Genomic DNA, 15556 nt, shown 5'->3' on the forward strand with positions numbered 1-15556 from the left:
ATAGCATTTTGTCAGCGCGTCCGTTGGAGTCTTACGTACATGAATCAAGTCGATGTGGTGGTTGTGGGCGCTGGTTTGGCCGGCTTAATTGCCGCGCGCGATCTGCAGGCGGCGGGCTTGAGCGTGCAGGTATTAGAGGCGCGTGAGCGCGTTGGTGGGCGCACATGGAGTGAATGGCATGAGGGCATGCCGATCGACCGCGGCGGTGCGTGGGTAGGCCCAACACAGCGACGCATGCTGGCCTTGGCGGCCGATCTTGGCCTTGAGTTATTGCCCACGAGCCGCTCCTTAAAGCAGGTCTATTGCGTGGGTAAGGCGCGCAAAACCCATGGCGATAAAATTTTTGGGCTCGTCAGCAGCAGTGGCGCGCCGCATGATTGGCGTATTCTGCCGGCGCTGCTAAAGCTCAGTTGGCAGCTCAACCGCTATGCCGCGAGTGTGCCCGTGGGTGCACCGTGGCAGGCTGAAAAAGCCGCGCAATGGGACGCACTAAGCTTGGGCGATTGGCTCGATGCACAGGCTTTATCGCCGCGTATTCGTGCCTTGGCCGAGGCCTCGTTTGAAGCGCTATGGGGTGCTAATGCCAGCGATATTTCATTTTTATTTGCGCTGCATTACATCGCCTGTGCCGGCGATGAAGATACGCCGGGCACCTTCGAGCGTCTCACCGCGAGCATCGATGGCGCGCAAGATTGCCGCTTTGCCGAGGGCAGTCAGTCGGTCGCGCTGGCACTGGCTGGCGATCTGAGCGACTGTATTGCCTATGCCAGTGCGGTGGGGAAAATCAGCGTGCAGGATCGCTACACCGAGGTCATCACCGCCCAAGGCGTGTGGCGTGCGGCCGATGTGGTGGTCGCTATACCGCCGCCGCAGCGTCTGAACATACGCATTGAGCCGCCCTTGCCGCTGGAGCAGCAGCGCGTCTGCGAGGCCTATCAGATGGGCCGCTTAATGAAAGTGGTGATGCGCTACGACGCGGCGTTTTGGCAGCAGGCGGGCTTGTCGGGCAATGCCATCTTGGCGGATGGCCCGATCAACTTAGTGTTTGATGTCAGCACGCCCACGGGGGCGGGCCTGCTGGCGTTTATTGGTGGCGAGCACCTCGACCGATTTGCCGCACTGAGCGAGGCCGAGCAGCGCGCGCAGGTGGTAGCGGCCATGGCGCGCGCGTTTGGCGAGCAGGCGCTACATCCGCGTGAATGCGTCATGCAAAATTGGGTCAATGAGCCCTGGACCGGCGGCGCGCCCACGGGCTATTTGGCCCCAGGCGCGCTGATGCGCTGCCGCGCTGCGCTGTCGACATCGCATCATGGCATTCACTGGGCCGGCACTGAGCTGCCGGGCTATTGGACCGGCTATATGGAGGGCGCGGTACGCTCCGGTGAGCGCGCGGCAGCGCAGGTGATTGGCCGTGCAAGCACGAGCCTGCTGCGCTAGCATAGGCGCCTTATTTTTCGCTTCGAGTTGCCGTGTTTATGCCTATTTCTCGCGCCGATGTTGATGCTGTTTTAGCCGCGCACAGTGACCCGTATTTGGGCGAGGCGGCAAATTATGCGCTGCTCGCGCGTGCAGCGGACACCCAAGTCACCGACGATGGCCGCGTCTTTGCTCACATCGTTTTGCCCTATCCGCACCGTGATCCAGCCGCTGCGTTTGGTGCGCCACTGGAAGCCGCGTTGCACGTTGCCGGTGCGCGCGATGTGCATATCCGTTGGTCGCATGAGGTTCCCCGCATTAAGCCGCAAGGCGAGGTCGCGCCGCTGACATTAGCGCGCAATGTCATTGCTGTGGCCTCTGGTAAAGGCGGTGTGGGCAAGTCCACCACGGCGGTAAATTTAGCACTGGCGCTCGCCCGTGAAGGTGCCAAGGTCGGTCTGCTCGATGCCGATATTTATGGCCCCAGCCTGCCGACCATGCTCGGCATTGGCATCGGTAAATACCCCGATACCGTCGATGATGCGTGGTTTGTGCCGCATCACGCGCACGGCGTCGATGCCATGTCGATTGGCTTTTTATTGCAAGGCGACAGCCCAGTGGTGTGGCGCGGCCCGAAAGCCACCGGCGCGCTCATTCAGCTGGTCAGCCAGACGCGCTGGTCTAGTCTGGATTATTTGATTGTCGATATGCCTCCGGGTACCGGCGATATTCAACTGACATTGGCGCAGCGCGTGCCAGTTGCTGGCGCCGTGGTGGTCACGACACCGCAAGACATCGCCACATTGGATGCGAAAAAAGGCATTGAGATGTTCCGCAAAGTCGACATTACCGTGCTCGGTATTGTTGAGAATATGTCGCAGCATATTTGCTCCAACTGTGGTCACACCGAGGCTATCTTCGGCGCCGGTGGCGGCGTGCAAATGGCCGAGCAATACGACACGCCGTTGCTGGCGCAATTGCCGCTCGATAAACGTATTCGTGAACAGACCGACGCCGGTTGCCCGACGGTGATCGCCGACCCGGAAGGCGCCTTGGCGCAGCAATACACCGAGTTGGCGCGCCGTGTCGCCGCGCGTTTGGCACTTGGCCCGCGCGTGGCCGAGACCCGCATTCCTTTAAATCCATCATCGACCTAGTGAGTTAAGCCATGAGCATCAAATCAGATCATTGGATCCGCCGAATGGCCGAGCAGCAGGGCATGATTGAGCCGTTTGAGCCGGGTCAAATTCGCCATGAAAATGATCAGCGCATCATCTCCTATGGCACCTCGAGCTATGGCTATGATGTGCGTTGCGCTAATGAATTTAAGATCTTCACCAACATCAATTCAACGATTGTCGATCCGAAAAACTTCGATGAGAAAAACTTCGTCGATGTGGTCTCCGATGTTTGCATCATCCCGCCCAATAGCTTCGCGCTGGCGCGTACGGTGGAGTATTTCCGTATTCCGCGCAGTACCTTGGTGGTGTGTTTGGGCAAGTCCACGTACGCGCGCTGCGGCATCATTGTCAATGTCACGCCGCTGGAGCCTGAGTGGGAAGGTCATGTGACTTTGGAGTTTTCCAACACCACGAATTTGCCGGCAAAAATTTACGCCAATGAAGGTGTGGCACAGATGTTATTTTTCGAGTCCGATGAAGTCTGTGGCACCTCCTACAAAGATCGCGGCGGAAAATACCAAGGTCAACGCGGTGTCACCTTGCCAAAAACCTAATCGGCCATTACAAACAAGGTTCATGACGCCTTTTTAGCGCCGTGCACGACCACCATAATGATTAAGAGCACATCGCCATGACCCATCGCGCCACCATCGATTTTCTTCTCAATGAGTGGCTCGATGCACCGAGCCTGTGCCAGCGTGACTTCCACGCCGACCATAGCAGCGATACCTTCGCCGCCGTGCTTGATCTTAGCGAGCAAGTCGCCAGCGAACAGTTCGCGCCCATCAATCGTCTAGTCGACATCGAAGAGCCAGAGTTCGATGGCGAGCGCGTGTTGCTGCCACCGCAAACCGAAGACGCTCTGAATTGCTTCAGCGAAGCCGGCTTGATGGCCGCGAGCAAGTCCGAAGCGCTCGGTGGCATGCAGCTGCCGACCGTGGTGGAAATGGCCTCGATGAGCTTTTTCTACAAAGCCAGTGTGGCCTTAGCCGCCTATCCCATGCTCACGCGCGGCAACGCCAACACCATTGCCGCGCATGGCACGCCGACGCAAATTGAGGTCTTTGCCAAGCCCAATTTCGCCGGTACCAGCTTTGGCACCATGTGTTTGAGCGAGCCGCAAGCCGGCTCCAGCCTCTCCGATATTCGCACCAAGGCCGTCCCCGATAGCGGTGATTGGGCCAATGACCCGCTGGGTCCGCGCTACCGTCTCACCGGCAACAAAATGTGGATCTCCGGTGGCGAGCATGAGATGGGCGATAACATCGTGCATTTGGTGTTGGCAAAAATCCCCGATGCCACCGGTCAGCTGGTGCCCGGCGTGCGCGGCATTTCGCTGTTTATTGTGCCGCGCAAGCTCGTCAGCGCCAGTGGCGAGATTAGCGACATCCGCAACGATGTGTCGCTCGCCGGCCTTAATCACAAATGCGGCTATCGCGGCACGGTCAATACGCTGCTGAACTTTGGCGAAGGCAAATATCCGGTCGATGGCCAAGCCGGCGCAGTTGGCTATCTCATCGGTAGCGAGGGCAAAGGCCTGGCCTGCATGTTCACGTTGATGAATGAAGCGCGCATTGCCGTTGGTTTAGGCGCCACCATGCTCGGGTATGCCGGTTTTGAAGCTTCACTCGACTACGCCAAGCAGCGTCCGCAAGGTCGCCACGCCAGCGCCACCGGCAAAGACCCGAGCAGTCCGCAAGTGCCGATCATTGAGCACACCGATGTGAAGCGCATGTTGATGGCGCAGAAAGCCATCAGTGAAGGTGGCTTGGCGCTCGGCTTGTATTGTGCGCGGCTCGTCGATGACGAAAATACCGGCACGCTCGATCAAGCGCGTGAGGCTGGCGAGCTCTTGGAGATGCTCACGCCGATTGCCAAAAGCTGGCCCAGTGAATGCGCGCAAGAGGCCAATAGCTTGGCCATTCAAATCTTGGGCGGCTATGGCTACACACGCGATTTTCCGGTCGAGCAGTACTGGCGCGATAACCGCTTGAACATGATTCACGAGGGCACGCACGGCATTCAGGGTTTGGATTTATTGGGCCGCAAAGTGGTAATGAATCAGGGCGCCGGCCTGAAGCTGCTGATCTCGCGTGTGCAAATGACTGTGGCGCACGCCCTGGACGCGGCACAGGCGACAGGCCTTAGCACGCATGCTAAGGCCTTGCAGCAGGCGTGGCATGACATCGCAGAAGCGGCGCAGTCGGCCTGGGCCACAGGCAAACCCGATGAAGCCTTAGCCAATGCCACCGCTTATATGCAAGGCTTTGGCCACGGCGTATTGGCGTGGATGTGGCTGGAAATGGCTATTGCCGCTGAGCGCAGCGCGCATTTGCCGGCTGAATTCCGAGCCGGCAAACGGGCGGCCTGCGATTACTTTTTCCACCATGAGCTGCCGAAAATTGGCGCTTGGCTAGGTGTGGCGGCGCGCCGCGATATGACCTGCGCCCATGCCACGGCGGCGATGTTTTAGTCGCCGAGCCACTGCATGCGGTAGGTCTCGGCGCCATCCTGATGAACAATTTGTAGCGGTAAAAAGGCTTGCGCCGGATCCAGCCAGAGCGTGGTGACGCGCTTGCCATCTTCGCGTACGTAGACCTCGCAAGGCCGCGCCAAGCCGGCGATGGTGAGCGTGGCATCTGCCTCGCGGCGCAGCTGAATGGCGCTAACGCCTTTGCTATCGGCCAATGGATAGCTGGCTTTCGGTGCGCGACCGGCTACGCGATCGGCGCGTAACTGCACTTCAATATTGAGAATATCGACTAGGCCAGGTTGGCTGGCGTAGGTGTAGATCTTGTTGCGGCGCTCTGAGCGAATGCTGCCATCGGCCTGTTTTTCAATACGCACGACCTGCTTAAAGAGCAGCTGCAAGGTGCGCTCGTAGCGCTGAAATTGCACCTGGCCATTTTGCCAATTGAAGTCGCTCACCTCGCTCAATGACGCCAAGCCGACAACCTTGGCATGCGTTTCGAAGCGGCATTGCTTGCCATCGCAGCTCAAACGCCGCTCGGCATCGCCCTCGAGTTTGCCATCCCAGCTCAAGTGGTAGCGCTCGCTGGTTTGCGGCAACGGCATGGCGGCTTCAGCGATATTAGCGGCTTGGCTGTTTGTGGCATCTCGGCGGGCAGGTGTGTCAGCACCGGTGTGCGCCGGCTGGGCATCCGTGGCTTCACGCGCAGTGGCGTGTGTCGGTGCCAAGGCAGTCTCAGATGCATGAGTCGCCTCGGCCGCCATGCCGGCGCTCGGCGGCGGTGCCAGAGGGCGCTCATCGCTGCAGCCGCTGAGCAGGTAGCTAAATAGCAGGCCGAGGCCCACGCCCACTAACACATTGATGGCTAAGCGAATATTCATGAGTTATGCCTCCGAGCTAAGCGCTGCGGTGAGCGCGCGGCCATCAAACAGTAGGGCCTCTGGCTGCCACTGTAGGCGGCCACTGGCGAGCCAGCCGAGCACGCGCGGGTAGAGTTGATGCTCGGCTTGATGCACGCGAGCGGCCAGTGATTCAGCGCTGTCTTGCTGATGAACGCTGAGCCGGTGCTGGGCGATGACCGGGCCGCCATCGAGTTCGGGCGTGACAAAGTGCACCGAGCAGCCGTGCTCGCTGTCGCCAGCGTCGAGCGCGCGTTGGTGGGTGTTGAGGCCTTTGTGTTTGGGCAGCAGTGACGGATGAATATTGATCAGCCGGCCCTGATAATGCGCGACAAATGCCGGTGTCAGGATGCGCATAAAGCCGGCCAGCACCACAACATCGGGCGCCCACGCATCGATGCGCTCGATCATCGCGGCATCGAAGCCCTCGCGGTCGCTAAAATCACGATGCGATAGCACCTCGGTGGCCACGCCAGCGCGGGCGGCACGCGAAAGCGCCAAGGCATCGGCGCGATTGCTCAGCACACCGACCACGCTGGCGCCAATGCGTTTGCTGTGATCGGCGCCTTGCCCGCAGGCATCGAGCAAGGCTTGAAGATTCGAGCCGGTGCCAGAGACTAAAACAACCGCGCGATAGCTCACGACTTAAGCAAACACCACAGTGGGTTCAGTGTGCGTGGAGGTGGTGATTTGACCCATTTTCCAGGCCGTCTCGCCGGTGCTCTCTAACTGTGCGATGGCGGCATCGGCGTGCTCAGCAGGCACCACCACAACCATGCCCACGCCGCAGTTGAAGGTGCGATACATCTCGAAGCGTTCAACATTGCCTTCGGCTTGCAGCCACTGAAATAGCGGCGGCCACGTCCATGACGATTCATCGACAATGGCATCGCAGCCTTCTGGCAACACGCGCGGCAAGTTACCGGGCAGACCGCCGCCGGTGATGTGCGCCATGGCATGTACGGGTAGGGCTTTCACGAGAGCGAGCATGGATTTCACATAAATGCGCGTTGGCGTCATCACCACATCGGCCAGGCACTTGCCATCGAGCTCGCTGTTTAAGTCTGCTTTCGAGACATCCAAGATTTTGCGCAGCAGCGAATAACCATTGGAGTGCGCGCCGCTAGACGCTACGCCAATCAGCACATCGCCCGCGCTGACTTTTTTGCCATCAATGATCTCGGCTTTTTCCACGACACCGACAGCGAAGCCAGCGAGGTCGTAATCATCGCCTTCGTACATGCCGGGCATCTCGGCGGTTTCACCACCGACTAAGGCGCAACCAGCTTGCACACACCCCTCGCCAATGCCGGTGACTACCGTGGCGGCGGTATCAATATTGAGATGGCCCGTGGCGTAATAGTCCAAGAAAAACAAAGACTCCGCACCGCAAACCACGAGGTCATTGACGCACATGGCGACCAAGTCGATGCCAATGTGCTCGTGGCGGTTGAGCTGCAGCGCCAAGCGTAATTTGGTGCCGACGCCATCGGTGCCGGAGACCAAGATCGGCTGCTTGTAGCCGGCCGGAATTTCACATAAGGCGCCAAAACCGCCCAAACCACCCAAGACTTCCGGGCGACGGCTGCGTTTGGCCACGCCTTTAATGCGCTCAACTAAGAGATCACCGGCCTCAATATCAACACCGGCGTCTTTGTAGCTTAAGGAGGGCTTGGAATCGGTCATGGCAAAACTCGGCGCTAGGGATGAAATAGGCGCGCATTCTATCAGCAAGGTGGGGGCGCGTCATCGCTGCTGAGGCCTAGGTCATGCGTTAGCGGCGAGCGTTTAGTGGTAGCCTATGCGCTCGTAAACATGAGGTGTGCCATGTCGAGTCGCGTGCGCTGGTTGATTGTTGCTGGAGTGGTGGCGCTGGCCGGCTTAATTTATGCCTTGCAGCCCATTTTAATGCCATTTTTAGTGGGCGCTTTGTTTGCTTACTTGGGCAACCCGTTGGTTGAGCGCCTGATGCGCTTTGGTGTGCGACGGGTAACGGCCGTGTCGGTGACCTTTCTAACGCTATGCGTGGCCGGCTCGCTGGCCATGATTTTACTGCTGCCGAAGCTCTGGACACAGCTAAGCTATTTGCAAACCCGCATTCCCTCGGTGTTGCGTTGGATGAACCGACACGGCATCCCGTGGCTCGAAGATAAGCTCAATATTCACATCAATCGCATCGATATGGAGCTGATTTCGACGTGGATGGCCAAGCTCTGGCAGTCCAGTGATAGCTCCACCACCGATATGATTTCGCAGCTCGCCAGCTCCGGCTTGCACGTGGCTGCGTTCATTGGCTTGGTTGCTTTGATTCCGGTGGTGACATTTTATTTGCTGCTCGATTGGGAAGATATTGTTGAGCGGGCCCGCAAATTATTGCCGCGCGGCTACGAGCCCTTGCTGGTCACCATTGTGCGCGAATGCGACACGGTGTTAGCCGCTTTTCTGCGCGGACAATTGCTCGTGATGGTGGCGTTGGGCCTCATTTATGGCATTGGTTTGCAGCTCATTGGCGTCAAACTGGCCATGGTGATTGGCTTGGTGGCGGGCTTGGCGAGCATCATTCCGTATGTGGGGTTTGGTATCGGCATTGTCACCGCAACCATTGTGGCGCTGTTTCAGTTTGGCTATGCCATCGAGCCGGTACTGATGGTGTGGCTGGTGTTTGGCATTGGCCAGTTGGTGGAGAGTTGGGTGCTGCAACCGTGGTTGGTGGGCGACAAAATTGGCCTGCCGCCGGTCGGCGTGATTTTCGCCATCATGGCCGGTGGTCAGCTTTTTGGCTTCGTGGGCATGTTACTGGCGTTACCCATCGCCGCGATTATTGTCGTGGTGATTCGCCACGCCCATGCCTATTACATGGATAGCGACTTTTACTGGCAAGGCACGCGCGGCGCTGATGAGTCTGCTCGTGACTGATGACCTGTGGATGCCGGAAGAGCAGTTGCTTTTGCCGTTACAGGCGCGCCATGACTTAAGCCTGTCGGATATTCCGCCGCAAGCATTTGCCGAGGTGTTATCGGCGCTGCAGCAGTTGGGCGAGGGCGTGTTGAGCCAGGTCTATTTGTGGGGTGAGCCGGGGTCGGGGCGCTCATTGCTGTTGTCGGCGCTGATGGCAAGCCAGGCTAATGCCTCGCATGCCGTGCTGCTGCCATTGAAGCAGGTGGTGTTTATGCCGGTGGAGATGCTCGATGGCTTGGAGCATTGCCCGTTGGTGGTGCTCGATGACGTTGACGCCATGGCGCATTGGCCGCAATGGCAAGAGGCGGTTTTTCATTTCTATAACCGCTTGAAAGCAGCGGGCGGGCGTTTGTTGGTGACGGCATCGCTACCACCGAGTGAGCTGCCGCTGGCACTCGCCGATCTGTGTTCGCGACTGGCGACATCTAATGTGTATGCGCTGCCGAGCTGTAGCGATGGTGTCCGTGAGGAGCTCTTGCAAGTGGCCGCCGCGCGCCGCGGCTGGGCACTCCACGATGACATGTCGGGATATATATTGAGCCGTGGGCCGCGGCGTTTAGGGCAGTTTTGGGGGCTCATTGAAGCCCTCGATAAGCGCGCCTTACAAACGCGCCGACCCGTGACCATTCCGCTCATTCGTGACTGCTTGGCGCGCGACGCCGATTAAAATTCGCCACCCTGACTGGCGCGTTTGGCCTTCACGTAGCGCAAGCTCAAGCTGAATAGACTGAGCACCAAGGCCAGTTCAACCAGCGCTAATTGGCCGCCTAAGCCTGGGGTGAATATCCGCAACGAGGCATAAACCGCGTAAAACAACAGCACAAAGCCCAGCCATACCCAGCTTCGCGGCCGGCCATGACGCAGTGCGCCAATAAACATCAGCAAGGGCAGGGTAAATAGCGTGAAGCCAATGGCCATGGTCAATGGCGACAGCCCGCTCGGCGCGGTGAGGGCGCCACTCAGCGGAATCCAAATCAGAAGCGCAAGGTATAGGCCGCGACACCAGTTCAGGCGGCGCGCGGCGAGCTCGGCTTGCGTGGCGCGCTCAGTTGCGCTCAGCAGCAGGTCGGGGTTGGGTTTGGCCATGTGTACTTCCTGTGGCAGAGAGTCGTGAAGTATAAGCGACAGCGATGGGCTGTCGATGGGTCAAGTGCTGCTTATTGTGGCGCGGCAATTTTTGCCCAGCGTGCCACGCGTGCGCCCAAGGCTTGCGCGAGGCTGGCTTCGTGCGTCGAGATGCCGCGCTTGCCATCGCCACCAGCCCAGTGCGAGGCGCCATAAGGTGTGCCGCCGGTTTCGGTGGCGAGCAGGGCGGGTTCGGCATAAGGCAGGCCAACCATGACCATGCCGTGATGCATGAGCGGCAACATCATCGATAACAGCGTGCTTTCTTGGCCGCCATGCAAGGAGCCGGTTGAGGTAAAGACGGCGGCCGGTTTATCGATTAGGGCGCCATTGAGCCATAGGGCGGTGGTGCTATCGAAAAAATATTTCATTGGCGAGGCCATATTGCCAAAGCGGGTCGGGCTGCCCACGATAAGCCCCGCGCAGCCAGCGAGATCATCAAGATCGGCATAGAGGTCGCCGGCCTCGGGAATCTCGGGGCTCGTGGCCTCACAATCGGCCGAGACACTGGGCACGGTGCGAATACGCGCTTCCATGCCGGTGCTCTCAACGCCGCGAGTAATGAGCTTAGCAAGCTCGCGGGTGGCGCCATGGCGACTGTAATACAAGACTAAAACATAGGGTTCGGACATGCGTGCCTCGACAGCAAGAGCGGGTCAGGGAATACTAGCTGATGCCGCCCGCGATAGGACAGAAGAAGACTAATGACTCAGCGACTCAAGCACATCGCGTTGATTTTGCGCTCAACCTTTGAGCATTTTTTGCAAGATGACTGCCGCCGCCACGCCGCTGCGCTGACATTCACCACGCTGTTTGCCGTGGTGCCAATGATGACCGTGGTGTTTACCGCACTCGCCGCCATCCCCTCCTTGCAGCATGTCAGTGGCGATATCCAAAATTTCATTTTCGATAATCTGGTGCCAACTTCTGGCAATGCCGTGCGAGATCATCTCACCAGCTTTTCGCAGCAGGCCGGTCAGCTCACTATCGTCGGCATCATCATGCTGTTTGTCACCGCGGTGATGATGCTGGTGACTATTGAGAAAGCCTTTAATGAGATCTGGCAAGTGCGTTCCACACGCAATGGTCTGGTGGCCTTTTTACGGTATTGGGCGGTGCTGAGCTTGGGGCCGTTTTTGCTCGGTGCGGGCTTTATTTTGTCGTCGTATTTGATGTCATTAAAAGTCTTCAGCGACACCGCGGGCGTGGTCAGCACTGTGCTGCCGGGCGTTGGCCTGATTCCGGTGTTGTTTACCACGCTTGGTTTTACCTTGTTCTACACCACCGTGCCGAACTGCCGCGTGCCGTGGCGCGCCGGCATCATCAGCGGCTTTACCGCAGCGGTATTATTTGAGCTGGCGAAAAAAGCCTTTGGTTTGTTTGTCACCGGCTTCAGTTCATACGAGCTGGTGTATGGCGCCTTCGCCGCCTTTCCAGTGTTTCTGCTGTGGATTTATTTATCGTGGATGATCATTTTGTATGGCGTTGAGCTCTCGCGCGGCTTAGCGCTGCAAGAGGCATCGGGCTCCGATCACCGCCATCCGGTATTGACCATGCTCAGTGTGCTGGCGCTATTACACGCGCGCCACCGCCATGGTGAAGGCGCCAAAGAGGTCGAAATTATGCAGCTTGTGGGCCGTCAGCAGCAGGCGGAGTGGTCAACATTTGCCTCACTTCTCGATGCCATCAAACTGGTGCGCACCACGCGCGAGGGCGACTTGGTATTGGCCCGCGACCTCTCGCAAATTGATCTATTAGCGCTGCTCAAACAATTGCCGTGGCAGCTGCCGCTGGCGGCCGATTTTGCCAATTATCCATCGGAGCCCTGGCTGGCGGGTGTGCAAGCGATCATTGCGCCGGTTGAGCAGACTATGGACCAATCGCTGACACAGCCACTCGGTGAGCTGCTCGCGGTTGGGGTATCATAGCCCCACATTATTTCTGTATACGCCCGCGTATTTTTGGAGTTTGCGCATGACCGTGATCAAACACGACGACCTCATTCAAAGCGTCGCCGATGCTCTGCAATTTATCTCGTATTATCATCCGCTGGATTTTATTCAGGCGGTTAATGCCGCCTATGAGCGTGAAGAAAGTCAGGCCGCGAAAGATGCCATGGCGCAAATTCTGATTAACTCGCGTTTGTGTGCTGAGGGTCATCGTCCCATTTGCCAAGACACCGGCATCGTCACGATTTTCGTCAAAGTCGGCATGGATGTGCGTTGGGACCTCGGCGGCCTAAGCCTCGATGACGCCATTAACGAGGGTGTGCGTCGCGCCTATTTGCATCCCGATAATGTGCTGCGCGCCTCGATTTTGCGCGACCCCGCCGGCAAGCGCCAGAACACCAAAGACAACACGCCAGCAGTGATTCATTACAGCATCGTGCCCGGCAATACCGTGGATATTACGGTGGCGGCAAAAGGCGGCGGTTCGGAAAACAAATCGAAGATGGTCATGCTCAACCCGTCCGACTCGATCGTTGATTGGGTGCTGAAAACCGTACCCACCATGGGCGCTGGCTGGTGCCCGCCGGGCATGCTCGGCATTGGTATTGGCGGCACCGCCGAGAAAGCGGCGGTGTTGGCGAAAGAGTCGCTGATGGACCCCATCGATATCCATGAGCTGATTGCCCGCGGCCCGCAAAATCGCATCGAGGAGCTGCGTTTAGAGCTCTTTGAGAAGGTCAATGCGCTGGGCATTGGCGCGCAAGGTTTGGGCGGCTTGACCACAGTGCTCGATGTGAAAATTCTCGACTATCCCACCCACGCGGCCTCGCTGCCGGTGGCGATGATCCCTAACTGCGCCGCCACTCGCCATGTGCATTTTGTCCTCGATGGCACAGGCGCGGCTGAGATGCCGGTACCGAAGCTCGACGACTGGCCAAAATTGACCTTCGATGCCTCGAAGTCCAAGCGCGTGAACCTCGATACCATCACGCCTGAAGAGATTGCTACGTGGGAGCCCGGTGACACGCTGCTACTCACCGGCACCATGTACACCGGCCGCGATGCTGCCCACAAACGCATGGTGGAGATGTTTGCCAAGGGCGAAAAGCTGCCAGTGGATTTAAAAGGCAAGTTTATTTACTACGTCGGGCCTGTTGACCCGGTGCGCGATGAAGTCGTTGGTCCAGCTGGCCCCACCACGGCCACGCGCATGGATAAATTCACCGAAACGGTGCTCGCGGAAACCGGCCTCTACGGCATGATCGGCAAGTCTGAACGCGGCCCGACCGGCATCGCCGCCATTAAAAAGCACAAAGCAGCCTACCTGATGGCCGTCGGTGGCGCAGCGTATCTGGTCTCTAAAGCCATTCGCCAATCGCGTGTGGTAGCTTTTGAAGATTTGGGCATGGAGGCGATTTACGAGTTTGTCGTGGAAGATATGCCGGTGAGTGTGGCGGTTGATGTGCAAGGTAATTCGGTGCATGAGACCGCGCCGAAAGTCTGGCAAGCAAAGATCGGTAAAATCCCGGTCACGCAGTAAGCCTTAGTTTAAAAAAAGACCTGCACATGCAGGTCTTTTTTTTGTCATTTAACTGACACTCCGGAGTCATTAAGTAAAGGCATTCTCATTAAAACCTATTGATGAGTACTCGCCATGTTTCGCAAAAATGTATTAGCTAGCGCTATAGTAGTCTCATTATTTCTAACTGCCTGCGGTGGCGGTTCTAGCAGCGAGCCAGCGCAACCGGTGGCTGAAGTGACACCGAACGCCATTCAAATGAATTTCCTGGGGCGATACGAAAGCGGTGTGTTTGAGCAAAGTGCTGCTGAAATTCCGGCAGTCGATTTTGCCAGCAAGCGCGGATTTGTCGTCAATGCCCAAAAAGGCGCGTTGGACGTGCTTGATCTCAGTGCTCCTGCAACACCTACGTTTATCAGCTCAGTGTTAGTTAGCGCTATCAATGGCATCCCTGCAAACTCGGTAGTCAATAGCGTCGCCAGCAGCAATGGCTTAGTGGCCATTGCGATTGAGTCGTCACCCAAAACAGACCCTGGGTTCGTGACTATTTATCGGGCGAGTGATCTGACCTTGCTAGACTTTATTGAGGTGGGTGCACAACCCGATATGCTGGTTTTTACTCCTGATGCTAAGCAACTGCTAGTGGCCAATGAGGGTGAGCCTGAAACTGATTATGTGCGCGATCCTGAGGGCAGTGTCACGGTTATCGATGTGACTACGCCGACCTCATTATCAGCCCGCACCGCAAGCTTTCGTGCCTTTAATGATCAAGTTGACGACCTTCGTCAAAAGGGGCTTCGCGTGTTTGGTCGCAATGCCACGCTGGCTCAGGATCTTGAGCCTGAATATATTGCGGTAAGTCCAGATAGCCAAACGGCGTATGTCAGCTTGCAAGAAAATAATGCGCTTGCTGTGGTTGATCTAGCTACCGCGCGCGTGAGTAAGATTTTACCGCTGGGCTATAAAGATCATGGCCAGATGGGCAATGGTTTTGATGCCAGTGACAGAGACGGTGGTATGAATATTAATGTGCATCCTGGAGTCATGGGCATGTATTTGCCAGACGCTATTGCTGTTCGACAGTTTGCTGGTGTTGATTATGTGATTACAGCGAATGAAGGCGACTCACGGGATTGGGGCAATTACCTTGAAGAGTCGCGCGTTAAAGACCTAGTGAGCGGTTCAAATGGCACCTTTTCGGATGCTCCGCTTGATCTCGCTGCACTAGCTGGTGGCGCCATTTTAAACCCTGCCACGTTTGCCTATTGTGGTGCGAGCATGACTTCGCCGGGCAACTGCCGAGAAGATGACATTCTTGGTCGTTTGAAAGTGACTTGGACACAAGGCTTTCAGCGTAATGCCGATGGCTCACCCAAGTTATATCTCAGTAATGGCACATTGGCGCCAATTGATACACCGCCAGCCGATACGCGCTTGATGTACGACACGTTATTTTCATTTGGCGCGCGAAGCATGAGTGTGTTTTTAGCCAATACGGGTGAGTTAGTCTGGGATTCTGGTGATTTTCTTGAACAATACACCGGGGGCGATTTATGTCGCGCGGGTGTGTTGCGTGACACCTTGTGTCAAAGCTTTTTTAACAGTGGCCATGATGATGTAGCCCTTGATAACCGCAGTGATGACAAAGGTCCTGAGCCCGAGGGCATTGTACTTGGCCAAATTGGCGCTAAGACGTTTGCCTTTTTGGGCCTAGAACGTGTTGGTGGCGTGATGGCATTTGATGTGACAGACCCGAAGCTGCCAGTGTTCCAAGATTACTTAAACTCTCGTGATTTCTCAGTGACTAAGACTTCTAAGGATTCGGGCGATCTTGGCGCTGAAGGGCTAGCATTTATCCCGAGCGCGCAGTCACCAACGGGCAAACCGCTGTTGGTCACTGGCCATGAAGTCAGTGGCACTACCAGTGTGTACGAGGTGACGGCTAAATAACACGTAGAGCTGTGATGGGTGCATTTATGCCTTAGCATAGATGCACCTTTTTAATTGAGCAGTGGCTCCTGAACGCATCATCTAATCCC

14 protein-coding genes are annotated in these 15556 nt (G+C 57.2%); 9 read left to right on the top strand and 5 right to left on the bottom strand.

Features of this window, described 5'->3' with window-relative positions; translation table 11 throughout:
• Positions 1–39: 39 nt before the first annotated feature.
• From DFR26_RS07550 to DFR26_RS07565, 4 genes are all read left to right on the top strand, one after another.
• Positions 40–1437, top strand: a complete 1398-nt coding sequence (locus tag DFR26_RS07550) for a flavin monoamine oxidase family protein (RefSeq protein ID WP_116208355.1) — start codon at positions 40–42, stop codon at positions 1435–1437.
• 38 nt (positions 1438–1475) lie between these two features.
• Positions 1476–2573, top strand: coding sequence for an iron-sulfur cluster carrier protein ApbC (gene apbC / locus DFR26_RS07555; RefSeq protein WP_116208356.1), 1098 nt, complete (start codon positions 1476–1478; stop codon positions 2571–2573).
• 11 nt (positions 2574–2584) lie between these two features.
• A complete protein-coding gene (gene dcd / locus DFR26_RS07560) occupies positions 2585–3151 on the top strand; it encodes a dCTP deaminase (protein ID WP_116208357.1) in 567 nt (188 codons plus the stop codon).
• A gap of 77 nt (positions 3152–3228) precedes the next feature.
• Positions 3229–5070, top strand: a complete 1842-nt coding sequence (locus DFR26_RS07565; RefSeq protein WP_116208358.1) for an acyl-CoA dehydrogenase — start codon at positions 3229–3231, stop codon at positions 5068–5070.
• On the opposite strand, the gene DFR26_RS07570 is transcribed toward DFR26_RS07565, so the two are convergent.
• Genes DFR26_RS07570 through purM form a run of 3 tightly spaced genes read right to left on the bottom strand, consistent with a single transcriptional unit; the run spans position 5067 to position 7652 of the window.
• Positions 5067–5948: a DUF3108 domain-containing protein gene (locus DFR26_RS07570; protein ID WP_116208359.1), complete on the bottom strand. Its 882-nt coding sequence runs from the start codon at positions 5946–5948 to the stop codon at positions 5067–5069. The two genes, DFR26_RS07565 and DFR26_RS07570, sit on opposite strands and share 4 nt — an antisense overlap.
• A gap of 3 nt (positions 5949–5951) precedes the next feature.
• A complete protein-coding gene (gene purN, locus DFR26_RS07575; RefSeq protein WP_116208360.1) occupies positions 5952–6608 on the bottom strand; it encodes a phosphoribosylglycinamide formyltransferase in 657 nt (218 codons plus the stop codon).
• 3 nt (positions 6609–6611) lie between these two features.
• Entirely contained in the window at positions 6612–7652 is a 1041-nt protein-coding gene (purM, locus tag DFR26_RS07580) for a phosphoribosylformylglycinamidine cyclo-ligase (protein WP_116208361.1), read from the bottom strand.
• Between the two features lie 141 nt (positions 7653–7793).
• Between purM and DFR26_RS07585 the strand changes: the two genes are divergently transcribed.
• Positions 7794–8882, top strand: a complete 1089-nt coding sequence (locus DFR26_RS07585) for an AI-2E family transporter (RefSeq protein ID WP_181899016.1) — start codon at positions 7794–7796, stop codon at positions 8880–8882.
• Positions 8875–9591 (top strand): DnaA regulatory inactivator Hda, encoded by a 717-nt coding sequence (gene hda / locus DFR26_RS07590; protein ID WP_181899017.1) that lies wholly within the window; start codon positions 8875–8877, stop codon positions 9589–9591. The genes DFR26_RS07585 and hda overlap by 8 nt, the downstream gene beginning before the upstream one ends.
• Here the strand turns inward: hda and DFR26_RS07595 are convergent.
• Complete coding sequence (locus tag DFR26_RS07595; RefSeq protein WP_116208363.1) at positions 9588–10010, bottom strand: DUF2069 domain-containing protein; 423 nt, start codon at positions 10008–10010, stop codon at positions 9588–9590. The genes hda and DFR26_RS07595 overlap by 4 nt on opposite strands.
• A 71-nt stretch (positions 10011–10081) precedes the next feature.
• Positions 10082–10681 (bottom strand): NAD(P)H:quinone oxidoreductase, encoded by a 600-nt coding sequence (gene wrbA / locus DFR26_RS07600; protein ID WP_116208364.1) that lies wholly within the window; start codon positions 10679–10681, stop codon positions 10082–10084.
• 72 nt (positions 10682–10753) lie between these two features.
• On the opposite strand from wrbA, the gene DFR26_RS07605 reads away from it, so the two are divergent.
• The 3 genes from DFR26_RS07605 to DFR26_RS07615 all read left to right on the top strand — a co-directional run bounded on the left by DFR26_RS07605 (position 10754) and on the right by DFR26_RS07615 (position 15467).
• Positions 10754–11977 (top strand): YihY family inner membrane protein, encoded by a 1224-nt coding sequence (locus DFR26_RS07605; RefSeq protein WP_116208365.1) that lies wholly within the window; start codon positions 10754–10756, stop codon positions 11975–11977.
• Positions 11978–12023: 46 nt separating this feature from the next.
• Positions 12024–13538, top strand: coding sequence for a fumarate hydratase (locus tag DFR26_RS07610; RefSeq protein ID WP_116208366.1), 1515 nt, complete (start codon positions 12024–12026; stop codon positions 13536–13538).
• A gap of 114 nt (positions 13539–13652) precedes the next feature.
• Complete coding sequence (locus tag DFR26_RS07615) at positions 13653–15467, top strand: choice-of-anchor I family protein (RefSeq protein ID WP_116208367.1); 1815 nt, start codon at positions 13653–13655, stop codon at positions 15465–15467.
• The last annotated feature ends 89 nt before the right edge of the window (positions 15468–15556 follow it).

It is taken from the genome of Paraperlucidibaca baekdonensis, assembly GCF_003387535.1.
GTDB lineage: Bacteria > Pseudomonadota > Gammaproteobacteria > Pseudomonadales > Moraxellaceae > Perlucidibaca > Perlucidibaca baekdonensis.